We start from the raw sequence: 25145 nt of genomic DNA, 5'->3' as shown, positions 1-25145 counted from the left end.
CGACAAGCTCAAAAATTGAATAACAATCGCGGACTGGTATGCCTCCTAATTCAACGAGTCTGCCGAGATATAATATATTATTCTCTCGAAGTCAATTCGAAACTGCAGCATGACAAAAGGCACTCAGAAAATAAATGCAGCCAAAGATTTAAAAACGGGCCCTCCTTTCTTCTCCCCGAATGAAAGATCAGGGTCGCTGTTTTTCCAGCCCAAACTTTCCATCGGTCCTGTAGACGATATTTATGAACGTGAGGCAGATGCCATGTCAGATAAAGTCATGCGAATGGCGAATAAAAGTGAAATGCAGCAACCGTTTTTCAATTCAGTCTCTTCAACTCTACAGCGGAAGTGTGCTCATTGTGAGGAGGAAGAAAAGAATCTGCAACGAAAAGAAATAAATAAAAAAGAGACAACAAACAATAATGAACTGGAAAGCTATATCGGCAACATAAATAATGGAGGACAAATTTTACCCAATGAGGTTCGTGACTTTTATGAGCCTAAATTTGGCTATGATTTTAGCCAGGTAAAAGTGCATACAGATGGTGTTGCAGCCAAATCCGCCAAATCCATCAATGCATTGGCGTACACGAGTGGAAATAATATTGTTTTTAATGAGGGACAGTATTCTCCCGGAACTGATAAGGGCAAGAAATTATTGGCCCACGAATTGACACATGTAGTACAACAAAATTCTGAAACTGCACTTATATCCCAACCGACCAATACCGTATTAAAAAGTCCCAGGAAAACCATCCAGCGAAATGGTTCAGATGAGACCAGTCAATCCAGTGATGTTGGTGAAGTATGTGAAGCTTTAAGATCCGCTTTAGCAAATAGTATTCAAGTCATTGAATTGTATCATGAGTTTAATGAGGGGAATATTCTTTGGGAAGATATGCAATCACAAAGAAGAACGATTGGCAATGCTGCCCAGGGAGTCGTAGGCGCTGGCCTGGAATTACCACAAATTGTACAGGAGGCAATTTCCGAAGTAGAAAGTTTTGGTTTTGAGGAGATTACACATATGGGAAGGTTAGCTTTGGGTTTCTTAGGAAACGATGAGTTCTTTCAAAGCCAATGGGTAACGAATGAGATTGAACGGCAGAATCATTATAATCTCGTCCTAATAAGATTTATGTACGAAAATGGATGCCCCGATTTCCCCGGACAGTGGAGTGATTTCCAGCAACAAATTCTCCGTATTGGAACGAGAGGTTCTGAACAAAGATCTTCAATCGAAACAACTCCCAGACAAACACGAACAGCTGTCGCATGGGTCGCGATAGGTGATGAACACATTTTAGTGCTCGCAACAGAGGTGGAAAATTCAGGACGCCTTAGATTTGAACAATGGATTGACAGCGATTTCAGGCAACTTGCTCTCGGTCGGGCCGCATCCATACAAGGATCAATTCCTTCTGTTCCTAGCGCTGCCGTAACGGGGCTACCTTCCAGTGTTCCGGGATCTGCCGCACGCAGGTAAATGATCATCCGGTTAAATCCATCATTTTTCAACCTATTATTTCATCAATACAACGAAAATGTGAGTACTGTGCTGAGAATCATAAGTACTTTCCAAATAAAAATTAACCAAGATGAAGAGCTGTGCAGATTTGGCAGAAGCAAACAGGGTTTTTCACCCTTGTTGCATTTCATTTGTCTCTTGGCAAGGAAGGAGCGCAACTCTCAATTTTCCCTATCCTTTGATGGGAAATGACATGACTTTTGATCGAGCTACTTGCGAAACAGATTCTTCGGAAGAACAAGCCTTAATACCTGCAATGACTAGGGCTTTTGGATTAAATGGACGGTTACGGTTTTTTTATTTTGAAAACGTAAATCCGGCAGCCCTTGCCATGAGCCATCCACAATATTGCAGTACTCCATTAGTACTAAACCATGTTTATATGACTAATTCCGCTGCTCCAAGAACTTTAGCCCATGAGTTTGTCCATATATTGCTAAATGGGTATTTTCATGAATTGCCTTCGGATAGCCTTATGCACCCGAGCGATACTGCCACCGGTTCAAATATAACTCCGGAACAATGTTTAACTATATACGGGAATGCCTGATTTTCCATGGGACCTAAACAATTTACTCCAGTAAAAGAAACAAAAATTAAAAACAATACGTCTTTTTTCAATTTCATTCGGCGGGAACCAACCAATAACTTTTTTAATGCTGCTCCGATCTATCCAGTTCATACTAATGGCCAAACCGGTATTCAAAAACAAGATGCGCCCAGTACACCCTCAACACCCTGTGCCACATCAGTAAACATTGGAAGCTTGGCACCATTTAACCATAGCAACCTACCTGCCGCACAGAAGGATGTCTGGGGCACCTATTTGGGAGTTACCTCACAAATGAATGTGGGCCCAGGCCCTGACCATTCCGGCCATTGCATGAAAGAAACTTTGACTACCATATCCAACAATTGCCCCGATCAGGTTTATAATAGGGATGGTAATGTTAGCTCCCCTTGTAGTGGAAACAAATGTTTGGGGATCAACCGGTACGGATCTGCAGGTGATGCTGCCACAGGCAGTACTTTAAACGATGGGCCAACTTCTTTTATCGATCTGCATAGAACCCGTTTCAGGACCAGTTTGCTGGAAGGCTCAGGAGTGAGTTCCTGCTCAGTTGTTTGCCAACAAACCTATGCCTGTGATAGAACACAGGCTGCCTCAGGAAGTTTTCGGATTACAAGGAACTTTCAGGCCGGTACCCATACAAAAGCAGATGGTACTACGGTACCTATTACTACTGGAAATATCAGGAAAGAAGCCATAACATCGACACCCTGATTGATTACAATGGGTGCTTTTACACACAGGAGATCACATAAAGGGCCAAATGCCTTTTATGGGACTGATTGGACACTCTTAAGGGAAATTTATATATACCAGGAAGTTTTTTAAGTAGGGATTTTTTAAACACGCAGCAAGTGCTGTCTTGCTTTCAGTTGGAAATTTTGGAGGTCGTTTTATCCATCAACTTAATTCAAGTAACAATTTAATCCAACCTGACCATCTTTCCTCTGGCCAAACTTTTAATGCTATAATTCAGGATTTTTTCCTATTATTCGTTCAAAACACCCCCCAATAATAGCATTGTACCTGAAACAATTTCCCCCTGCCCTTATATTATTCTTATTTTAAATAGATATAGCAAATCCGAAAATATAAGTTCGCATGCAATTGAAAGTAAAATCAAATAAATCCCCAGGTGCTTTATTAAATCGCTCTTTTTTCGCTCCTAAATCGAATTTCAAACAGGTATTTTTTCAACCGAAACTTAAGGTAGGTCCGGTAGATGACCGATTCGAGCGTGAAGCAGATACCATGGCCGACCGGGTAATGCTATGGGGAAAAGCAGTAGTGAATTTTTCCCTGAACAATTGAAGTGTTCAGGATGTAGGGAAAATGGGGAAATCCGAAAAAAAGGTGACACCGGCCTAAATTCAGAAATTCAGGCTTTTCAAGGGGAACGATTCTTTTGACTTAATATTCCCTAGTGCAGCAAGTAACATTCATTCGACACCTAATTCTCCGGAACATGCGGTAGTACAGCGGCAGGAAGGCGATCAAGAGGATAAGGTTTTCACTTGGGTATTCATGTAGAAGCAAGGCTCCACTATTCCGGCATGCTCAATGTTCTTGAAGGCCCGGGGACGGTGCATTCTGTAACTCTAGGAAGTCTTATACGCTTTTAATACAATAACTTAATTGCCATTCGGAAGCATACCTATTAATTTCCCTTAATTTTCAGTTTTAGCCCGAAATAAAGTTATATCTTCCTGACCCTAAATGATATGACCTCATTTGCCAAAACCTACCGAAACCCTCATACCAATAGGTCCAAACAAACGATCCCTTTCTTCCAGACCAAGTCTGTTCCGTTGGTGATGTCTGCAAATGATCCTGTTCATAACCGGTATGAGCAAGAAGCTGAAAACGTATCGGAGAGGGTGATGGAAAATGCTGGTCCTTTTCAATCATTTTTCCTTCCCAAACCCAATAGGATCCAAGCCAAATCCGGTATTGAAAAACAAAAAAAACAAGCCCAAATTACAACAGGGCATAAACCCCAAATCCAAAGGCAGGATGCTGCTGGGGAAGAAGAAAGCGATGACGGGGAAGTTATTACTGGCGGATTAGGTATTGTAGGTTCCGAACTGATGCAGCATGAACCTTTTTATAATTTTTTAAATGCCAATCTATTCAATTACCTGAAAAGAACTTTTTGGGAAGATCGTTCAGCGTCCGAAAAAGCCTTAATTGTGGGGCATAGTTTATTGACTTTGGCACCCATTGGATCAGTATTTAGCACTCCTCAGGGCCGAGAAACTTTTAGTGGACTGGATATAGGTTCAGCCTTTTCCTGGATTCCTTATAATCCTATTGGAGGATTCAGTTATGAGCTTTCGGATTCCCTTCATCCCACCACCAGATTTCATTTAGAACTTCAGGCTGATGACTATTTGAATTTGCTACATAAAAGTAATGATAGGATTCCAGAAATGGCCCTGAGCCTTGGACTTCAGGGAGAACAGGGATCATCAGGAGGATTTGGACTTACCGGAGGCAGTCTGGAATTAAGCATAGGTGGTGGGATAGTAGATTTAAGGGGTTTTGTGAACCAACCCATAAGCCCTTACCCTATTTTGCTTTCAGGAAGAGATCCAGGGGATTCTCCCACCTGGTTGATGCGTTCTTTACCGGGAATTCCTGAGGCATCCTGGCCTAGAGGAAGTGGTTTTATTTTCTCCATAAATGTACTGCGATTGCCTCAGCTTTGGGGAGGCCAACCGCTATTGGGACAGGAAAGAAGTCAGCCTTCTCAAGTAGATGAATTGGCAAGGCCTGCGATAATGCGTAAAAGTCAATCCGAAGAAAAGGACCAGGGAAATAACCTGTATGATAACTCAGTGTCGAAAATTGGCGAGGATTTACAGCAACTTTCAGGAACAGGTAAAGGACTAAGCCCGAAAGAGAAAAGTTTTTTTGAACCTCGTTTTGGGTTTGACTTTTCAGAAGTCCAGTTACATACCGGTGCCAAAGCAGACCAATCTGCACAGCATATTAATGCCTTGGCCTATACCTATGGAAATCATATCGTTTTTGGAAGGGATCAATATCATCCGGAATCTGACAGGGGCAAAAAACTGATGGCACATGAGCTAACTCATGTGGTTCAGCAAAGCAGTACCAATTCCGGGAAGATAATGAGAATTCCGGATGAAAGCGGAATCAATGAATCCCCAGCTCGCTATTCATTTTCCACCAATTGTGCCTGGATTGACTGGAACCATGCAAATCCGGGAATGCCAAGAAGGCTAATCGATGCGGTTCAGAATGCCTCCGACCGTATGGCCACTAGTGGTTCTGCGGTGCCGGAACGGGTAATTGCCCCAAGTATGGTATCCAGTGGAGGCCCCATTTTTTTAAGTGGGGTCACTCCTATTGTCCATATTAAAAAAGTTTTGACCGCGGATGAAGTATTACAGGTTGCACTAAGAATTTTTATGCTCCAGTCCCTTGGATTTGAGGCTTTACAGTCCTGGACGGATTCTATTGGTAACTCCTCCTTTTCCGAAGAAGACCTTACCTCCAATTTAATCGCTTTTTATATGGCCGCCAGATCCTTAAATCGGTCAAATGTTGAAACATTTTGTGATGTTTGGGATGCTGCCCGGTCACTTACAAAATATCATGGTTATACTTTTAATAAAAGAATGTCCTTTCATCCAGGAGGTCTACTTCCGCCTGGAGGGGCCTTTCCAACAGTGTTATCCACCATAATTCCTGCTGTTACAGGAGGGCCTTTAATGGATACACCTACTGCTTTATTTGAAAGGACCTTTTCGTCCTTTAACCGTGGATTGGCAGGTTATGAAATGATTACAAACCCTTCACTGTCCATTTCCAGCTTAAGTAGCGGAGGAACTACCATAGACCTATCCGGCACTACTCCTGGTTCCGCCAATGGGCCTCATTTCAGTGTTGGCCCCCTTATCCCTGGTCATAACCTCAGCGCAAGGTGGATGATTAAGGATGCTGCAAATGACAGGTACCGGATGCGGGGTGCGGATGAATCAATTGTTGATCGATATGGTAATCAGCTCAATGCCTATATCAATGCTCCTTCAAGAGAAATTTTACGAACCAAAGGAATAACCAGCGGCACCATTTTGTGCAGAGTAATAGTGGGCAATGAAGGGGCAATTGGAGCCCTCCAGCGCTTGTTGGAACTACCAGTAACCTTTACCTGGTAGGTTTTTATCCAATTCCATAAATGATAAAAAACTTATCAATAGGATTGCCTACATGGAATAAATGGCTGAAGTCAATCTCAATTATTAATCTTTCCCTTGGTTCCAGAAAGAAATCATTCTACAGGCTGGATGGACTAGGATAATTCCAAATGCTTACTGTAAAAACCAGGTTATTATTAAATTTCATACAGAATATATCTCAATTTATGGAAAATTTGACCAAGCAAAAACCGCAAACAAAAACTCTTCTCCAGAACCAGGAGAAGTTTTTTCCTAAAAGGAATTCATCTTGGATTGGAATTCAGCCTAAGCTTACCATTAATTCAGGTAGCGATCCATTTGAAAAGCAGGCTGATGCCATGGCTGATAAAGTAATGCGCATGTCAAATCATGAAACCCAACAGCAACCCTTTTTTAAACCGGCTTCTTTACCCATACAATGTAAATGCGAAAACTGTGAGGAGAAAGAAAATAATATACAACGGAAAGGGGAAAATGGAAATCCAACCCATTTAGAACCCGGGTTTGAGGACTATGTTAACCGTTTAAATAATAAAGGACAGGCATTATCACCCGAAACCAGAGATTTTTTTGAACCTCGCTTTGGTTATGATTTTAGCCAAGTTAAAGTTCATACTGATAGTGTTGCAGCCAAGTCTGCCCGATCGATCAATGCTTTGGCGTATACTTCAGGCAATAACATTGTTTTTAATAATAGTCAATATTCCCCGGGATCTGCAGAAGGTAAAAAACTGTTGGGGCATGAATTGACGCATGTCGTGCAGCAGAATTCCATTGCCCCAAAAAAAATGATTTCAAGGAAGGAAGAAGGTTGTGCCAACAAGAAACAGGTCGTTGTAGATTTGATTTCTTTCTCGGGTTCAACAAGAAATCCCAATGATGATTTAGCAGAAGCAAATAGAATTTTCAGCCCTTGCTGTGTTGAATTTGTCCCTGGTCAGGGAACTACTGTTGACCCAGCCTTTTCAAACTCTTTAATGGGAAATGACACAACATTTGAAAGGGATACATGTGGAAGTGACTCTTCGGAAGAAGAGGCTTTAATACCCGCAACAACCGCTGCGTTTGCTTTGAACGGGAGACTAAGGGTTTTTTATTTTGAAAGAATAAATCCTTCTGCACGTGCCACAAGCCATCCTCAATACTGCAGCTCTTCTTTGTCTTTGAATCATATATACATGACCAATTCAGCATCTTCTCGGACTTTGGCTCATGAGTTTGGACATATATTGCTGAACGGCTATTTTCATGAATTACCTTCTGACAACCTGATGCATCCAAGTAATACCGCCACAGGTTCAAATTTAACACCGGATCAATGTGTCACAATATTCGGAAATGCCTAAATAAACCAATTTTTCAAATCTATTTTAGATCAAGTTTAATAATAAAGCAGGTCGCCCATAATTCAATGCCAACCTAGCATAGATTTCGATAATTAGACAAAATAGAACTAAAAAAAAGTTATACGATTGACCAAAATAGGAAGGTATAAAACCCTTAGCCTATAAAACCTAAATTAATTTTATCTAATCAAAAAAAGAAAAGAACTTTAAATATGTAATTCTATGGGATCAGCAGTTACGATGCTGATCCTACCCATTTATTGCCACCATATTCTATCCCTCAAGTATTCAAAACTACCTGCCTTTAATGCCTTTCTTTTATGTCCAAACCAATCAAAGAAAATAAGGTCCACAAAAATTTATCTCCCCCAAAAGATTCTAAACCATTTTTTAAACCTGCTCTTCAACCAAAACTTTCAATGGATCACCCTCTTGACATGGAGGAATCCAAGAATGAAAAGGAGGCGGATTCCATTGCGGATAGGGTGATGCGGATGCCGGAACCAGCAATTCCCATCTCCCATGCATCTAAAAGTATACAAAGGCAAGAAAAGGGAGACGAAAAAAGCAAGGAAACCGGGGGAGTCGTTACTGAGGGAGCAGGAATAGTATGGGATCAGTTAAATGAAAATCCTGAATTCGAGCTTTGGAAGAAGGAGCAAACCAGCAAACTCAAGTATAAATTATGGGACAGTCAACCCACAGAGCTTAAAGTAGGCGTGGTTGGTTTTGGTCTGTCAAGTGTAGGACTATTGGGGACGGCTTTTGCTACAGATCCTAGCTTTCGGGCAAAATCCATAGAAACCTTACAGGATGTAAATTTGGCAATACCGCTTAGTCTGTTGCCATATAGCGAGTATTTAGGCCTTTCTGCATTTAAATACAAACTTCCCAGTGCTGAAAATGCTCAGTATACTTTTGAAACGGAGTTTTCATTAACTCCATTTTTGGAATTGCTGCGGAAGAAATGGGAATTCCCTAAAGTAGACCTTGGTTTTGGTCTTGACAGTTCCTACAGTAAACAAGCTGGTTTCAAACCTATAACCGGAGGAAATATCAAGTTAAAATTCGGTGCGGGAATTATTAATGTTTCCGGCTTTTACAATCAAACCCTGCCTCTCGCCCCCGTTTTAATCAGCAATCCCAATATGGGTGAGCCTCCAATATGGCTGATGCGCACCTTACCAAGCCAGCTGGATGAAAGTTTACCAAAGGGTACTGGAGTTTTCATTACTGTTGATGTATTTAGAGTACCGGAACTGTTTGGATCTAAAAAAGATAAATCCAAACAGAAAGTCCAACGGAAAGCCAGTAATAATGACCCTATGGATAGGGGTACTCCTCCTATTGTATCGGAAGTTTTGTCCTCAGGAAAAGGAGCTCAAATGGAATCTGGTACGCTCCAGTTTATGGAAAGCAGATTTGGACAAGATTTTTCCCAAGTGCGTATTCATACGGGAGGCAAGGCAGCACAATCTGCTGAAGCCATACATGCAAATGCATATACCAGTGGAAACAACATTGTATTTGGAAATGGAAAATTCCAACCCTCAAATGAATCAGGTAAAAACCTCATTGCTCATGAATTGGTCCATGTAGTACAACAAACTGGGTCTTTACAACGCAAGGAAAGCGAGACCTTGACAAAACCAACCGAAGTGGAAGAAATTCGGACAAAATTGGAGACAGGAAGTTACGCTGGAGCCTGGCTTCAACTCAATGATCTTTTAGGTTGGGGCAGTCTGGTTGAAAAGAAAGCCTGGTTGGCAAGACATACTGATATTCGCAGGCTATTTTTAAGTCAGTTACCCACTAACATTGTTGCTGAGGTATATTCTGCTGAGGAACTGGTGATGAAAACATCAGTAGCCTCATTTTCCCTGATCGATTGCTGGTATCAAACAGAAGCAGAAAAGAAAACGCTCTATTCGCAGCATCTCCCTCTGTTTGACCATATCCTTAATTATATTTCCCCATACATAGGAGAGCCTATTAAGGATGTGGTGGAAGGATTAACCAAGACAATAGCTAATAAAAACTATCCCTCTAGCTTTAACAACAATGAATTTCACCAGATACATTTATTAGCCCCATCGGTTGAAAGAAAATTAAAATTTTATAAAAAGTACGAAAATCTATTTAAAAAGGTAGTCGATAAATTTGATCCCTTTACTGGGATCAGAAAGCAGACCATGGAATTCATTACCGATACCAATGAAATAGATAGGGAGGAGGCCTTAAAGATTTACAAACAACTCAAGGTTCTTCCTGAGGAACAACGGCGGGCATTTTTAGATCTGGCATTTTTTGCCGGAACCGTGGAAGCGGACAAGGATGCAGAAGCCTACTATAAAAAGAAATTCAAGGCGCAATACAAAGCCTTACCCCATAATTGGGACAGCGCCATATGGCCATGGAACTGGTCTAATTGGGATGCTCCTTTTGCAGAAAGGCTTACTGTTGATCATGTGGACCTGATGAGCAGTGCCTTGAATTATGAGGACAAAGCCAGCCGGAAATTTGGCTTTGACCGGGGTATTGATACCAAAGCTGGCCCCACAGGTGGGAAGAATAAAAGTGATGCAGAGCGGTTGGTAATGCAGATCCAGGAATCAAATAATTTCAATGATCCCCAACGCCTGGCTCTTCTCTTGGCCATTGCCGTCAGGGGCGGGCTTGAAAAAAGAGTTACAGATAGGGTATTAAAACCAAAAAATGAGGCTGGAGAAATTTCCCCGGCAATTATTCCCTTATTGGAAAGTTATGGCTTTGTAGCTTCCGATGGTTTCCGTTATCATGCGGACAAGGCTCTGCATGCAAAACACGACAGTAGTCAAACCTGGTATGTAATAAAACAGACCCTTTTCGGTGGAAAATCAGGAAAGGTTATCGGAGAGCAGCGGGGCACTTTTGATTTGCGTAAGATACAGGATACTGCAGATAACAAAGGCGCTCTAGGTGGTATGAAAATCGGAAATCAAACCAATGAAGGGGATGACTACTACAACAATCAATGGCTGGATAATCAGGTTAAGGATCAAGGGGCCCCTAATACCCTTTTGCCTAATTTGGCAAAAACAACCGGAGCTGCACGGACGGGAAAAATATTTGCCAGCATACACAACAAAAATAAACAAGCCAATATTTATGCTTCCAATATTCCCCTGGAAGGACTTAATTATTTTGCAGGGGGTGCGTTGTACCGCAGTGGCCCAGGAGTGCTACAGGGCTTGGCGATTAACTTATCATGGACCAAGGATACCGGTGATCCTGACAATTCCGTTAGCCTACGTCTGGGCATAGAAAATATTCAACTTGACAATTTTCAGTTGATCTCATCCAATAGCACTTTAGCCATTGGACATATAGGAATGAAAGGATTTCAGATTTCCCTTTCCCAAAAAGACCTGCCAGCAGCCAAAGGCTTATTTATAGGCCTTTTTAAGAATGCTGATTTCATGCTAAAAGCCCTTATGGGATTATTGCCCAACGCCCTGAAACTATTGCCATATGCAGTTATGACCATGACCGAGGAGTTTAACGGGGCAAAAGCGCATGAATACAAGGATGCCCTGGGAGCCCTGATGAGATCAGATTTCTCTTCGCTCAAAACCTCACTCACCTTTACAAGCCTAACCGTAAAAAATCTTTTTGATACCACAGCCGGATTCCTGGATGATTTCAGTATTGAACAAAAAAATAAGAAAAATGAATTTATACGGCAAGGCTTCCTTGTCAAAGAAACCTGGCAATGGACCCTTGATGCTACGCAAAATATCAAAAAAAGAATAAAGTCTCTTGAAAGTAAGCTACGTGCTGAAAAGGCAGAGTTGGTAGGCAGCAATGCGGATAAAAAAATAGATGCCCTTGAGGAGGAAAAGATAAAGTTACTGAAAATTGCTGCAGAGAAAGGATTAAAATATCAAAACAGGGATGCAGAATTAGAACGACTTCGTGAAATAATGCCTGAACTCCGCAGGCTTACCCAAGAACTAGACGCTCAATTTGAAAAGAAAAAGATTGAAGACCCCCTGTATAACCCCCTTACTTTTAAGGTGTTGATGGGAGAAATAAAAGTATTACAAGCGGATCTGGATTATCTGGACAATACCTATCAGAAGGATATAAAAATAGCTGAGGGTAAAAAAGGAGGTGTAGAGAGGTTTGAAGCCCGCGAAAGGAAGGCCGCAATTGAAGCAAAATATAAAAGCTTTGAAGTGGACATGGCTCTACGTGGCATTTCTCTGACTGGAGGCGCTTATGTCCGGGACATTATCAATGATTCGCTGGTTTCCATGGGATTCATTTCCCCCACCCTGGAAGGTGTGGAAAATATTAATATTGGGGCGGTGGATTCCTCCTATACCATAAGCGGTAAAGGGGCTTCTTCAAAAGGCGAGAAACCGGGTTTGAGTATCCGCAATTTGAATATTCCTTTAATTAAAGCACCTGCGCTTTCTTATAAAGCATCCGGTATGTGGATAGAGGCAGGTACTCCCCTGCTTCGGAATGTAAAAGTATCCTTGCGCATTGATTTTGCGGAAAATCCCCTCGAGAAAGATCCGGCTAACCAATACAAATATAAATTGGAAAAATTGTCGGTGGAATATGCCAGTTTTACCGGACTTACGCTCAAAATGGGAAAAGCTGAACCTCTTCTGAATTTCCCTGCTCCTTCCCCAGTTGAGATTTGGGGATTGAAATTTCTTGATTTTGATCCTGAAGTAGGAAATATCAATCTCATGATCCGTGATGTAAAGGCAGAAGGGAAATATAAAGACAAGGATTCTGAGGAAAAAACCAGCCAGGAAATAGCATTCGGCATCGATACCACCAAAGACAATGCAACCAAAGAGGGTCTAAAAAATGCGATAGAGATAAAATATGATAAGAAAGAGGACAGTATTGAAACCCTACTTAATATCCCATCGGTATGGTTGCCATCTTTAAACCTGCAATCTCCTACCCTGGATATTGCAAGTTTGCCTGGTACCCGGGCCGTGGAGCTGAAAAATATACGTGCTAATGTAAAGGTAATCCTTAAACAAGAGGAATCCTTCAATGAAAAAGCAAGGCCTGCAAGTATTGAAATTAAAAGTCTGCAAATTGGGGAAATAATGGCCCAAGGCATTAAAGTACTTATGCGGGAAGATCCTGAAAAGAAAAGTGAAGAAGAAAAGGATAAAAAGGTACAGGAAGTTATTCTTCCAAAAGAGGATAAGGTAAGCGTTAAAGACATTCATATAAGTGGGTTACGGCTTACTTTTGAGGAGCAGGGAATGGCTTTGAGTACCATTGAGGAAGATGCAGCTATAAAAATAGGGGAAACGGATTTTTCTGGGATAGGATTTAAAGAAAGGAGTGCAAAGAGGAGCGTATTACGTGCTGTCTCTATACATAGCGGAAAATTTGATGCCCTCAGCCTGGAAGCACTTGGGCGCAATGGAAGGCGTTACACCTTAAAAGAATTCTTTAAATTCTTCGGAAGGACAAGACTACAGGGCTTGGATGGAAGCCTTAGTTACGGTGATGGTGAAAATTCTGGTACCATTGGGCTTTCTGGGAAAAAGAACCGGGCCATTGCTGTGGATTACCATGAAATGGAAGAAGGGAAACCAGGCTACTACAGCATACGCCTGCCATTATCACGGATCAATGTACCGGCAATGCAAATTGAAAACGGAGATCATATTATCAAAATACCCAGACCAGTAAACAAAACCAATATGTCATCCTTAAATGATGTGGATGTTAAATTGAGGGCTTTTGTTGAGTTTGGGGAAAAAGATAAGATGTCATATGCTATTTTCCTTGACTCCCTGGACATCGCGGATATGTCAGTTTATGGATTGGAGTATCACAATATTGCCAAGGGCATTGATGTAGTCTTTGAAAAGACAAAGCCACTCCATATTCCAAATGTGAAGGCTGGTGGATTCCGATTTTCCTCAGCTAAGGGATTTGATGTATTCGGCAAGGCTGGCGGCTGGGCATCTGCGGCTGGTGGCGCTGAAGTCATAGAAGCAAGTTTGGAATCCATCCAGGCAAGATTAACTGATGGGGGATTTCTCGCAGAATCAGAGGCGGGCAAATCAGCCCTGAGTATAGATGTGGCCTCTTTGGGATTTAACCGGGACAAAGCTGGGAATATGACCATCACTCTTGGGAAAATCCAGGGAGGCTTCCCTAAAATGATCATTACCCAAAACGATATTGCTACAGGAACAAAAACACAAATAAGCATTGCAAGCATGGAAAAGGCCTTGGCTGCCGAAAGTTTGGTGGTTCAATTAGGTACTGACAAAAACAATCTTATTGACCTTTCAGGTCTTACAGCAGGCGGCTTAAAAATCGAAAGTAAGGAGACCAAAGGAAAAGAAGTCAGTACAACCACTGTGAAAATAGCCGAAAAAGCTTTGGGTGCAAAATCAGCACAGGTAAAATTGAATGCTGATAATTCCAAGGAAATAACACTTTCACAAATTACCGGAGGAGAGATCAGTGCAGACCTTGTTTCAACAGATGCGAAAGGAAAATCAGAAAAAAACATTCGATTGCCGGATCCAGGCCTGATAGATGTAGAAGCAGTAAACATTAAAATAGATCCGGAAGGAAATAAGCGAATAACCATTATTAAACCCACAATCCTGAATTTCAACCTCCGGGTACCCAGTCAAGAAAAAAAGGGAGATTTTACCAACATTCGATGTGATTTAAAAATTGATGGAAATATGGAAATGGGTGATGGAATTTTTTCTACCATGACCCTTGGGGAACCATCCGATGCCTTTGTTGTTCAGGTTTCAGAAAATGTACCCGTTCAGATCAACAACATGGTCCTTGAGTACAAGGATACAAGTGCCCCCAAGCCTTCCGAGGATGAGCCCCCGAAACCCCTAACGCAAGCCCAGATAAAACTTTTAGATTTGGAGAAAAAATTGGAAGCTGCCAGGGATTACTTAGCGAGAACACCTTATGAATTCCACCGTGGGGACCATTCTTTTACCAATCCGGAATGGTCCAAAGCGTATGATGCAGCTCAGGTCGCTGAAAAAGCCTATAAGACCCAACGATCAGGTATAATCGGCGCTGCAAAAGGCAATGCTCAATCCTCCATGACCAAGAAATACCTTGATGCGGTCCAAGGCAATATCCAGGCAGAAATGGTGGCTTTTGATACCGTCATTCCTCTTAATATTGAAACTTACAAGGGGGAGAAATATTTGGAAATATCCGATACTGTGGTAAATAGTTTAAAATCCTTAATCACTTCCATTCTTCAATCCACGGTGGATAAACCCTTCTGGAGCAGTGAGGACATGAAAGCAATAGGGAAAGGTTTAAAGCGTTGGTATACCCTGGCAACACCCTACACCCGTGGTCTCATCAATGCAATAGCAGATGGAAATGGATTTGGCGCTGTGATGGTATTCCTTGAAAAAACATCGATTGAAAAAGGAGTTCTAAGGGATGATCCTACAATGTTTGGATTGAATTTTAATATTAATACTTCATACGGATTAGATATGAGCGGCTATGATAAATTCAGTGTCGGTCTTAGTGAACAAAAATACAAGCATCCTAATAAAGCCAATTATTATAATCTTTACGGCTTTGTTGAATACCTGTCATACGTAAGCCCTGCCTTGGTTTCGATGGCAGGACAACAGGATTCCAAACGTGCTAAAAGGTTGAAGGATGGCATTACTCGTACAGAGGAAGAATTGAGCGAAATGGGCATAGGTGAGGCTGTAAAAGAAATGGTTGCCTTCATCCAGTTCAGTCTTGGACAGGAATCGGAAAACTTGAAAAACACCATTAAGAGAAACATAAAAGGAGTTGGTTTTACTGCTGACATTTCCTTAACCCCTCAAGAAGTAATAAAGGAATTGCTTAAGGAAAAAAAGGCAGGTACATTTACTTTTGATAAAGGCAGTAAAAGCATTGATGACCTGCATATAGGTGGCGTTTACCTGAACCGGAAAAATCCTGAAGCAATAGTCAATATGGGTGCTGGCGCATCTGGAAAAGAAAATATTTCCATTCCGGGAGCAACTTATCTTTCGCAGAATAAAGCCACAAAGGTAAATTATGATTCACTGGAGGTATCTCCGTTATTCCTTTCTTATGAATCAGAAATATACAAACTGATCAATAAAAACATAAACCTGAAAGGGCTTAAACTTGCTGTTAAAAAATAATCAATAATAACCTGTACCGTGATTGCATCTTCTCAAAATATTGTCAATTCCATCCATTTTCTACAAGAAGTCATCAACCGAAGGTTGCTCACCTTTTTTCAGAAGGAAGAAAATAATACTTTCTCCTATCCCGAAGTAATCCTGGAGGCAAATGATACGCCCTTAAACCAGATGATGCTATCCCACAATATGAATATTGAGGAATATATCATTTTATTGCTTGGGTTGGCCCCCCATTTACAACCTAATTTCCTGGATGAGGCCATTCAAGAATTCTTACCCCAGGGAGGAGAGTTTCCTGATATCGGTGGAGTTAAAGGGGTTCACCACAGGGCAACACTTCCTACTGGAGAAACGGCATTATTTATTCTTGGAGGAAATGATATGCTTAAACGGATGCAATGCCTGAAGTATTTTTCACCGGATCATTATTTTGCTATGGAAAACATTCTTCTATTGGAATCAGTCAATGAAGGAGAGCCAAAAATGAGTGGGAAAATTATTTTACAACAAGAGTATGTTGAGTTGTTTACTGAAGGAAATGTTTCTAAGCCCACCTTTAGCCCTGATTTCCCAGCAAAAAGAGTTACCACAAAAATGGAATGGGAAGATCTGGTCATCAAACCAAAAGCAGCCGAACAAATAAACGATATTCAGATTTGGTTACATAACAATAAGATTTTCCTTAAGGAATGGGAAATGGAGAAAAAAATTAAACCGGGCTACCGGGCTTTATTTTATGGACCCTCTGGTACAGGAAAGACTTTGACGGCTACCCTGCTTGGAAAGCAATATAACAAGGATGTTTACAGAATAGATCTATCGCAAATAGTATCCAAATACATTGGAGAGACGGAAAAAAATCTGGAAAAAATCTTTAAAAAGGCGGAGTATAAGGATTGGATTTTGTTTTTTGATGAAGCGGATGCGTTATTCGGAAAACGTTCTAATGTGCAAAACGCACATGATAAGTATGCCAATCAGGAAGTCAGCTATCTATTACAGCGGGTGGAAGATTTTGCGGGTTTGATCATACTTGCATCCAATTTTAAAAGCAATATAGATCAGGCATTTATCCGCCGCTTTAATGCCATTATTCATTTTCAAATGCCTAACCCTCAAGAGCGGTATAAATTATGGAAATCCTCTGTCCCTCCCAAGGCACAATTAGCGGATGATGTGGATCTACGCTACATAGCTGAAAAATATGAGCTTAGCGGTTCCGCCATAATTAGTGTGATACATTATGCCTCCCTGCAAACCATCCATAAAAAAAGCAATATCTTATCCAAGAAAGATTTAATAGAAGGGATAAAAAGGGAATATGAAAAGGAAGAAAGGGTTTTTCAAGTTTGAATTTCACAATAGAATTCTGATGACCCGGCTTAAACCATTAACTATTTTTTGAAAATGAGCGAAAGAGTATTCATTTTATCGTTTTAAAACCTTCATGAAAAAGATAAAAATTTCAAGACAAAATTTCCCAATCTAACAATACAATTATCTGAAATTTAAGGCTTGTTTAAATACGAAATTCCGTGAAAACTTCTGCAACCAAAGAAAATAATCTCACTACACAAACCTCTAAGGGGTTTTTCTATAAAAAAGAGAATGATGGTAATGCCTCTGCTACCTCCCAAGCGGAACAACCATTTTTTTCCCGAAATTCCCTGTCCAAAAAAGGCCGCAATGATATGTCTATTTCAGGTGGAAACACCAGTGGACATCATTTCTTTTTCAAATCTAAAGATTTTGTTCAAAACAAACTTGCCGCAAATGACCCCAGCACCTCCTATGGACAGAAAGCGGAGACCACAGAGAACCAGGTGGTGAATCAGTTGGCAGGGAGAAATCCTCTCCCTGAAATTCAAAGAAAGTGTGCTGAATGCGAAACAGATCAAATGGAGGAAAATATCCCTAAAATAGGCGAGGGAATCATTGAAGAAGACAGCCCTCCCAAAGGGCATACAATTACGGATCATGGCAGAATTTCCAGGTCTATCAGGTTGGATTCAGTACCTGGTTTCAAAAATCAAAACGATATCCCAAGATCAAAAAACCTATTACAAAATATTCACCAAAGTCCTTTAAATCAAATTCAGAGGGTACCGGATAGTTGTGATGAACCCCTATCGATGAATAAAATCATTTCCGGTTCATTTCGGAGAGGGCTTACGATAAATGATTATTATCCCACTCTGGCCAGTAGAGGTTATCCTACAAACGCCGGACCTTTTGATACCGGTACTCGTGTGGGGGCAATAGTCCAATTGTATGGGGTCGTTCCCAGTCCTTGTCGGCCTGAGCAATTTTCGTTTGCGCAAACGGTTACCTATCGAAACCGGGTTACAAATGGTAGGCGTGATCCAAAGGAGGGGATTGTGCAGGATGACATTGCTAAATCAGGCCGGAATTTTGACACACCTCCTGAACGACAGGATTTTCTTGGTGAAGGTTACAATATCTCAATGGCGGATCCGCCGAGTATTGGTTATAATGCTACTATGAATGCCGATTCGGATAAAGATTTTGTCACCTCACTGGTAGGTCCTACGGGGCGCAAGTCAGTAAGCTGGTCAACTTCAATCCGAGTAGTCGATGGGAGCGTAACCAGAAATGAAATAACCTGATAAGAACAATGAAAAATTTTAAAAATATTGAAAATTAAAGTCTTTGCACTATGGCTAATAAAGATATCCTGACAAAGGGTTAAAAGGATCAACCAATCTGTAATAGGAATGATAAGTAATGTTACAAAGGCTCAAATTCAGAGGTGTCTTGACTCTCTTGAAGCCCTCGAACCAAAGGATTATGAATTGGGAAGACCCCAATTGGAGGAGTCATCCGAATATATTGAAAAAATAATAAGCTATGGACCTGTGGCCATTTCGTGTCTCGTGGATTTTTCCAGGAATACAACACCAAAAAAAACGGCCTATATCGTTTTTGTTTTGGGGAAGCTTGACGGTAGAGGGCTAAAAGGACAGATCAAAAAAATTAGAACTGAGTATGACAATAAAAAATCAAAATCCGATTGGGATTACGCAGTGATTGGACAATGTAATTTGATCCTCAAACAGCCTGATGAATGACAATGAAGTGTAATTGAAAAAAAACCTTTATCAGAATGAAGGCTATCCAACACTTTATCTCCTACTACTATAGCCAATTATACACAGTATGATAAATAATTACACATACCTCTTATCATTTCTCCTTCAGGATAAACAGGAATGAGGCAAATCAAAACAATTATGTGTAATTATTTAATAGAATCAATATAATTACTTTTTGCGTTTATGAGAAAACCCCTATTCGCTCTAAAACCTTCGAAACTATCAAACCAAATCAAAAGCATAGGCATAATCCAAGATCTCTTTTAGTCCATGAATGCTGAGTTTTTTATTGATGTTTTTTCTATGTTGCTCCACGGTATGGCGGCTGATAAATAATTCATCGGAAATTTCAGGATTGCTTTTTCCAGTTGCAAGCATTTTCAAAATTTCTGATTCCCTTTCAGTTAGCTGTTCAAACATAGCTCGGTGGTTATTGCGAAAAATCTCTTCTGAAATGACCCTTTGCATTTTTTTATTTAAACTGTCGAAATGGGTGATCGGAATAGTAAGGGTAAGGTATCCTAGACTTATAGATTGGAGTTTCTTAAAAAGCACCAAGCAAATACAGTAGGCATTGGTCTTAGGACTGAAAATTTGTTGATAGTTGGAGTAAATGGAACCCAATCGCTTGTTTTTAAAATAATTCCTAATTTTAGGAAACTCAAATCGCAACGTATCCGGATGGTAATATTTTTCATTGAAAGACTTTTCAGTATAGGATATGCTACCAGAAGGAAGTCCAAACCATTCTCTTCCCTTTTTGTTTAAGTGTCTTAAATTAAAATCTTCATCGATATAGGTTAAAATCTCCCTGCTCATTTCACCAACTTGCTCAAAATTCATTTCACTATTTTGTAGCAAATCCTCGTAAAAATCTAAATTTTCATACTGTTGGTTTAAAATGGAAGTTAATGTTTCCATAGTTAAAATAATTAAGGGTTAAATAAAAAAAAGCCAAATAATTGCGCTTAAAAAGCTGGTATTTCATTGAATTCAAAATTGATCGTATAAGTGCGCCCATCAACCTTAAAAGTGTTAAAAATTTCAAAGTTTTTTAATTTTACAACTGAAAATTAAATTCTGTGCGAAATCATTCTTGAACCATTGATTATTTACAAGTAACAAATATTTGCATATAAATATCAAAATAATGCCTGACAAAAACAATATTTTGCCGTCAAAATATTGAAGGTCAGTTAAGTATCAGTTATAATATCTCGCTTTTTCATGAAGCCATAAAAAAAATTAAAAATTGAACAACAAATATATTTTCACGTTTCAGAGCCCGAATAGGAGTACGATTCAGCACTTTCTCCCATCTGCTTAAGGAGGACAACGACACCAGATAATAAGCATGCAATTGAACTTAAGAGCAAGAGAAATTATTGGCCATTCCTGAATTCTGCAGTTCTATCCCAATAAAATTTGCATTCCTGTGTAATAGACCATTCCAAATCCCAGCCACTTTGTGATTACTTTTTGTTAAGATTTATTGACGTATTATTCTCTTCATTTGTCTCCTCTTTTTTAATTGAATAAAGGTCATCAAAACCCTGGAAAGAAAGTGGAGTATCAACCTCCTGAAGAAAACAGCTTCAACGATTTTGAAACTTTCACTAAATACGCTTTATTAAATAGTCAAAAAACTGGTTATTTGCCAAGCATATAAAAAATGGTATGAAAAATATACTTATCCTGATGGCCCATCCCAAATTGGAGCATTCAAAGGTGATTTCCGGGCTAGTGGCCTCTATCAATGGTTTGGAAAATGTTCAGATCAATGACCTATATGAGCGCTATCCAGATTTTAACATTGATGTGCAACATGAACAGGAGATGCTTTTCGGGGCAGATATAGTCGTTTGGATGCATCCCTTGTATTGGTATACGGGGCCACCGTTATTGCAACAATGGATAGACCTGGTTTTGGAGTATAACTGGGCCTATGGGCATAAAGGCACATACCTCAAAGGCAAATACCTGTTCAATGCGATCAGTACGGGAGGCTCCCCAGAAGCATACAGTGCAACAGGCCATCATGGTTATCCATTAAAGGAATTTCTCCTGCCCTATAAGCAAACTGCTAGGCTGTGCAATATGGAATACCTGCCACCTTTTCAAATTGCTGGCACCCATAACATTACCTGGGAGCAATTGAACCATGAGATTAATAAATTTAAAGCGCTTATCATCCACTTGAGAGACAGCCCCAATATAAGTGATGTAGTGAACCTTCCTTTTTTAAACGATTTCAAGCACTAACATCATGGAAAACGGGTTTTTATTTCAAGCAATCATCTACCTCTCAGCTGCTGTTGTCTGTGTACCCCTGGCAAAGAAATTCGGAATGGGTTCTGTATTGGGTTATTTACTGGCGGGTATTATCATTGGGCCTTATCTCTTCGGTTTTATTGGTGAAGAAGGTGAAGACATCATGCATTTTGCTGAATTTGGCGTGGTAATGATGCTCTTCCTGATTGGATTGGAATTGGAGCCATCCAAACTGTGGAAAATGCGTCAGATGATTACTAGGGTTGGCCTTTCACAGGTTGTGATCACAACACTGGTCTTTTTTGGCATCCTTTATTTTTCGGGTTTAGGCTGGCGACAGTCCCTTGCGATAAGTACATCACTAGCCCTTTCTTCTACCGCCATCACTTTACAGTCCCTTAAAGAAAAGGACCAGATGAACTCCTCTGCAGGGCGAAATTCATTTGCTGTGCTACTGATGCAAGATATTGCTGTCATTCCTATATTGGCTGTATTGCCATTAATAGCCCTCGCTGCTACATCCGATGTGGATATCGATCACATGAGCCCCATTTCCCAGTTCCCCGGATGGTTGCAAACACTTTTGGTTTTTGGGGCGGTGATCCTGGTGGTCGTTTCGGGTAGGTACGTAATAATACCCATGCTGAAATTGGTTGCCAAGACCCGATTAAGAGAGCTTTTTGTTGCCGGTGCCCTATTGATCGTGCTGGGAATAGCCTTCTTAATGGAGCTGGTGGGATTAAGCCCCGCTTTGGGTACTTTCCTCGGTGGCGTAATATTGGCCAACTCCCAATTCAAGCATGAACTTGAAAGTGATCTTGAGCCTTTTAAAGGTCTACTGCTAGGTCTATTTTTCATCGCAGTAGGCGCATCCATCAATTTTGGATTAATTGGAGAGAATGCATTGATGGTATTTGCCGCTACACTTTCCATCCTGCTAATAAAAAGCCTTATACTTTTTGGGATAGGTAAAATGAATAAAATCAGTACCGACCAAACGCTTATTTTCGCATTGGGTCTAAGTCAAGTAGGTGAATTTGCCTTTGTCACCTTTTCCTTTGCCACTGAATTGAACATTATAAATGCAAAAACAACAGAAATCCTTATGGCCGTGACTGCCTTAAGCATGACATTTACCCCATTGCTGATGATGTTCAATGAAAGGCTCTTGTTGCCTTATATAGGCACCAAAGAGAAAGAGGAGAAGCCCCAGGATGAAATGAATGAATCCAACCAGGTGATTTTGGCAGGGTTTTCAAATTATGGCAGTACCGTTGGTAGATTTTTAAGGGCAAATGGCATCAAACCAACAATCTTAGACATTGACTCAGACCGTGTCAACCTCCTTAGGAAAATGGGTTTTGAAGTCTACTATGGAGATGTCACCAGAGCAGATTTACTAGAGATGGCTGGTGCCAGAGAGGCCAAGGTATTGATTTCAGCGATAAAAAATCCCGAAACAAATAATCGCCTGGTCACAATGGTAAAGAAGCACTTCCCCAACCTGGAATTGATGGTGAGGGCAAAAGACAAAAGGGAAGCATTGGAATTACTGGAATTGGAAGTCCCACATATTTACATGCAGAATCTAGAAAGCGCCGTGAGAATGGGGAGAGATGTGTTGATAAAAATGGGTTATCGGGCACATACAGTACACCGCCTTGCACAGGATTTTATCAAATACGACGAGGACTCTTTGGTTGAGTTGGCCAAAGTGAAAAATGACAAAAAGGCTTTCATCTCCACCGTAAGGAAATCCATAGAAATGCAGGAGAACCTACTTTCCTTTGAACTCAACAAGCGCTTTAGCCTCAACGACCATGCCTGGGACTCTGATACAATCAAGGAGGGAGAGGAAAAGAAGAAGGAATAGGGTGGCTTTGGATCTAGTGGCCTCGACAAGGCTGGCTTCGACAAGCTCAGCCACCGATAACGGTATAGACCGGTCATGGACTGGTCTAAGTTTAGCGAAGCGTAACTTAGACCTATAATACCTAAAGTATTCAACTTTCATTAATTGCCCACATCGCTCAAACCGGTGGAAAGCTCCACGGGTTAATGATTTGGCTAAAGCCACAAATACGAGAGTTTCCATACAATCCCCCAGCTAAAGCTAGGGGCTATTGAAAAAAGTAATTTAGACCTCTTTTACAACATTTAATCCGGACCAATTGATCTTAGTAAAGAATTCAATAGGAATGGGCTTCAGCCCATTTATAAAGGTATTTTCGTATAAACTGGCTTTAGCCAAAATTTAGAGAACAAAAGGGTTTTTACTGAATATACCTTTGCCGATGGTTTTGGCCAGGAGATCTCCTTGGGTTATTAATTTCTTGAAACAATAAGAGCTGCAAAAATGAAACCCTTCCAGGTTGATTTGGCTTTCTAAGGTGATTTTAATACTGAAAACAAAGGATTAGCCGTTCATTTCTTTTCCCCTGATTTGCTACGCTTCAGGACAAGCCCTGAAAAAGACAGGGTAAACATGATGAAAAGAAACGAACCAAAGAAAAATCTAGCCAAAACTAATCTTCCCACCAAATGGCCCAACGCCCCTCGTAGTTTTGACTCGGCACTGCGCCCAGTCTGATCTAAGTTTAGCGAAGCGTAACTTAGACCTATAATGCTGAAAGTATTCAAATTCATTAAAATAAGCCCCATGTTTCTCCATCGCCTTAAAAGTTGGAGGTCTCCTCGATATGACTTCGACTCAGATGACTTCGACAAGCTCAGCCACCGGTGACCTTGTCAAAGTAATTCGTATATACCCGATTATCAACAGCTGAAGCTTTGGCTAATGAAAAGCAGAAATTGGGGAATCAGGGTGATCCAATTCCTGTAAGCATACCCGAATTGCATTTGAACATCATTACCTAGGCCATGACCGCAATCATGTCGAATATTTTTTCACCAAGCTTTTTGTTCCCAATTATCTCTGAATCCCTTATTGCATCTTCTCTTTTGATTCCCTTGGTAAATATTTTCCAAGCAATTTCATCCTTTATTCTGACTTCACAGTTTGGCTGTTGATTGGAAGAAATGAGCAGTTCCCATTTAGTCGTGTATTTCAAATACCAGCTTTTACTCGTTTGGCCTAAAAAGGTGAATTTAATTAAATCTCCATCTACATCTTCCAAATCTCTATAATGATGTGGAAGCGCCCTAACGGATGCGTCTAAATAAGGGAGGTACCATCTTCCTTTTAATAATTCCTGTTCGTCACCAACAGCAAGTCTTATTTGTTGTTGATGATGCCATTTTTCCGTGTACTCCCTTGCCAAATGAAACCAATTTTTTGATTCATTTTCCCCTGCCCATGCTACCGAAAAATTTGCCTTATCGTCAAGATTCAAAGTTGCCAAGAAATCACAATACTCTCTCCCAGAAATTTTTAGCAAATTGACAATTACTTTTGGACTCAATCGCTTCATAGCTTTTACCCAATCTTCATTCAACCCATTAAGGAAATCGATCAAATCCTGATAGGAGTTTATGTTTTCGGGTTTCTCTCCATAATATCCATCACGAAGCATTGAAAGTGACCTTAAATTGCCATCCAAAAGGTGTACAGCAATATCTTTTATTGTCCATTTGGGAGTAATCGTCTGTTTTTCCCAATCTTTTTCAGACAGACTTTCCAACAATTCGATGAGCATCTCATCAATCTGTGGCATTAAGTAAACTATATCTATTTTTTTGGGCTTGTTCATTTGAGGCATTTTTGATCAATCACAAAATTCGAATAAATCATTGTCTGTATGCTATCCACCTTTTCACCCGGCCTTATCAAAGTTACCCTCTTCTAAACTTTAGACCTGTAATGCTGAAAGTATTCAACTTTTGTTAAAATAAGCACAATTTGCTGCCAACGTTTTAATAGTCGGAGAGCACCTCAAGTTGGCTTCCA

At 40.5% G+C, this 25145-nt stretch carries 14 protein-coding genes; 12 read left to right on the top strand and 2 right to left on the bottom strand.

The window, feature by feature from the left end; translation table 11 throughout:
* The first annotated feature begins 109 nt into the window (after positions 1-109).
* The 10 genes from AC0L7T_RS12160 to AC0L7T_RS12115 all read left to right on the top strand — a co-directional run bounded on the left by AC0L7T_RS12160 (position 110) and on the right by AC0L7T_RS12115 (position 18943).
* Positions 110-1486 carry an eCIS core domain-containing protein gene (locus AC0L7T_RS12160; RefSeq protein ID WP_473342907.1) on the top strand — a complete coding sequence of 459 codons (1377 nt, stop codon included), beginning with the start codon at positions 110-112 and terminating at the stop codon, positions 1484-1486.
* Between the two features lie 112 nt (positions 1487-1598).
* Positions 1599-2078, top strand: a complete 480-nt coding sequence (locus tag AC0L7T_RS12155) for a hypothetical protein (RefSeq protein ID WP_473342906.1) — start codon at positions 1599-1601, stop codon at positions 2076-2078.
* A 6-nt stretch (positions 2079-2084) separates the two neighbouring features.
* The gene (locus AC0L7T_RS12150; protein WP_473342905.1) at positions 2085-2813 is read left to right on the top strand and encodes a hypothetical protein; all 729 of its coding nucleotides are present in this window, start codon (positions 2085-2087) and stop codon (positions 2811-2813) included.
* A gap of 387 nt (positions 2814-3200) precedes the next feature.
* On the top strand, positions 3201-3410 hold the full coding sequence (locus tag AC0L7T_RS12145; RefSeq protein WP_473342904.1) for a hypothetical protein: 210 nt from the start codon (positions 3201-3203) through the stop codon (positions 3408-3410).
* Positions 3411-3820: 410 nt separating this feature from the next.
* A complete protein-coding gene (locus AC0L7T_RS12140) occupies positions 3821-6283 on the top strand; it encodes an eCIS core domain-containing protein (protein WP_473342903.1) in 2463 nt (820 codons plus the stop codon).
* Between the two features lie 206 nt (positions 6284-6489).
* Complete coding sequence (locus tag AC0L7T_RS12135; protein ID WP_473342902.1) at positions 6490-7650, top strand: eCIS core domain-containing protein; 1161 nt, start codon at positions 6490-6492, stop codon at positions 7648-7650.
* 419 nt (positions 7651-8069) lie between these two features.
* A complete protein-coding gene (locus tag AC0L7T_RS12130) occupies positions 8070-15851 on the top strand; it encodes an eCIS core domain-containing protein (RefSeq protein ID WP_473342901.1) in 7782 nt (2593 codons plus the stop codon).
* Positions 15852-15869: 18 nt separating this feature from the next.
* Positions 15870-17207 (top strand): ATP-binding protein, encoded by a 1338-nt coding sequence (locus tag AC0L7T_RS12125; RefSeq protein WP_473342900.1) that lies wholly within the window; start codon positions 15870-15872, stop codon positions 17205-17207.
* Between the two features lie 182 nt (positions 17208-17389).
* Positions 17390-18481 carry a hypothetical protein gene (locus tag AC0L7T_RS12120; protein ID WP_473342899.1) on the top strand — a complete coding sequence of 364 codons (1092 nt, stop codon included), beginning with the start codon at positions 17390-17392 and terminating at the stop codon, positions 18479-18481.
* A 108-nt stretch (positions 18482-18589) separates the two neighbouring features.
* Positions 18590-18943, top strand: a complete 354-nt coding sequence (locus tag AC0L7T_RS12115) for a hypothetical protein (protein ID WP_473342898.1) — start codon at positions 18590-18592, stop codon at positions 18941-18943.
* 246 nt (positions 18944-19189) lie between these two features.
* On the opposite strand, the gene AC0L7T_RS12110 is transcribed toward AC0L7T_RS12115, so the two are convergent.
* Positions 19190-19888, bottom strand: coding sequence for a response regulator transcription factor (locus AC0L7T_RS12110; protein WP_473342897.1), 699 nt, complete (start codon positions 19886-19888; stop codon positions 19190-19192).
* A gap of 756 nt (positions 19889-20644) precedes the next feature.
* On the opposite strand from AC0L7T_RS12110, the gene kefF reads away from it, so the two are divergent.
* Both kefF and AC0L7T_RS12100 read left to right on the top strand, forming a co-directional pair.
* Positions 20645-21229 carry a glutathione-regulated potassium-efflux system oxidoreductase KefF gene (kefF, locus tag AC0L7T_RS12105; RefSeq protein ID WP_473342896.1) on the top strand — a complete coding sequence of 195 codons (585 nt, stop codon included), beginning with the start codon at positions 20645-20647 and terminating at the stop codon, positions 21227-21229.
* A gap of 4 nt (positions 21230-21233) precedes the next feature.
* Positions 21234-23111 carry a monovalent cation:proton antiporter-2 (CPA2) family protein gene (locus AC0L7T_RS12100; RefSeq protein ID WP_473342895.1) on the top strand — a complete coding sequence of 626 codons (1878 nt, stop codon included), beginning with the start codon at positions 21234-21236 and terminating at the stop codon, positions 23109-23111.
* Positions 23112-24111: 1000 nt separating this feature from the next.
* Here AC0L7T_RS12100 and AC0L7T_RS12095 read toward each other — a convergent pair.
* Positions 24112-24948 carry a maleylpyruvate isomerase N-terminal domain-containing protein gene (locus AC0L7T_RS12095; protein ID WP_473342894.1) on the bottom strand — a complete coding sequence of 279 codons (837 nt, stop codon included), beginning with the start codon at positions 24946-24948 and terminating at the stop codon, positions 24112-24114.
* Positions 24949-25145 lie beyond the last annotated feature (197 nt).

The sequence above is a fragment of the Cyclobacterium sp. 10D3-21 genome (assembly GCF_055809755.1).
Note: the sequence above shows the minus strand (reverse complement) of the source record. Positions and strands in the feature narration are given on the sequence as shown.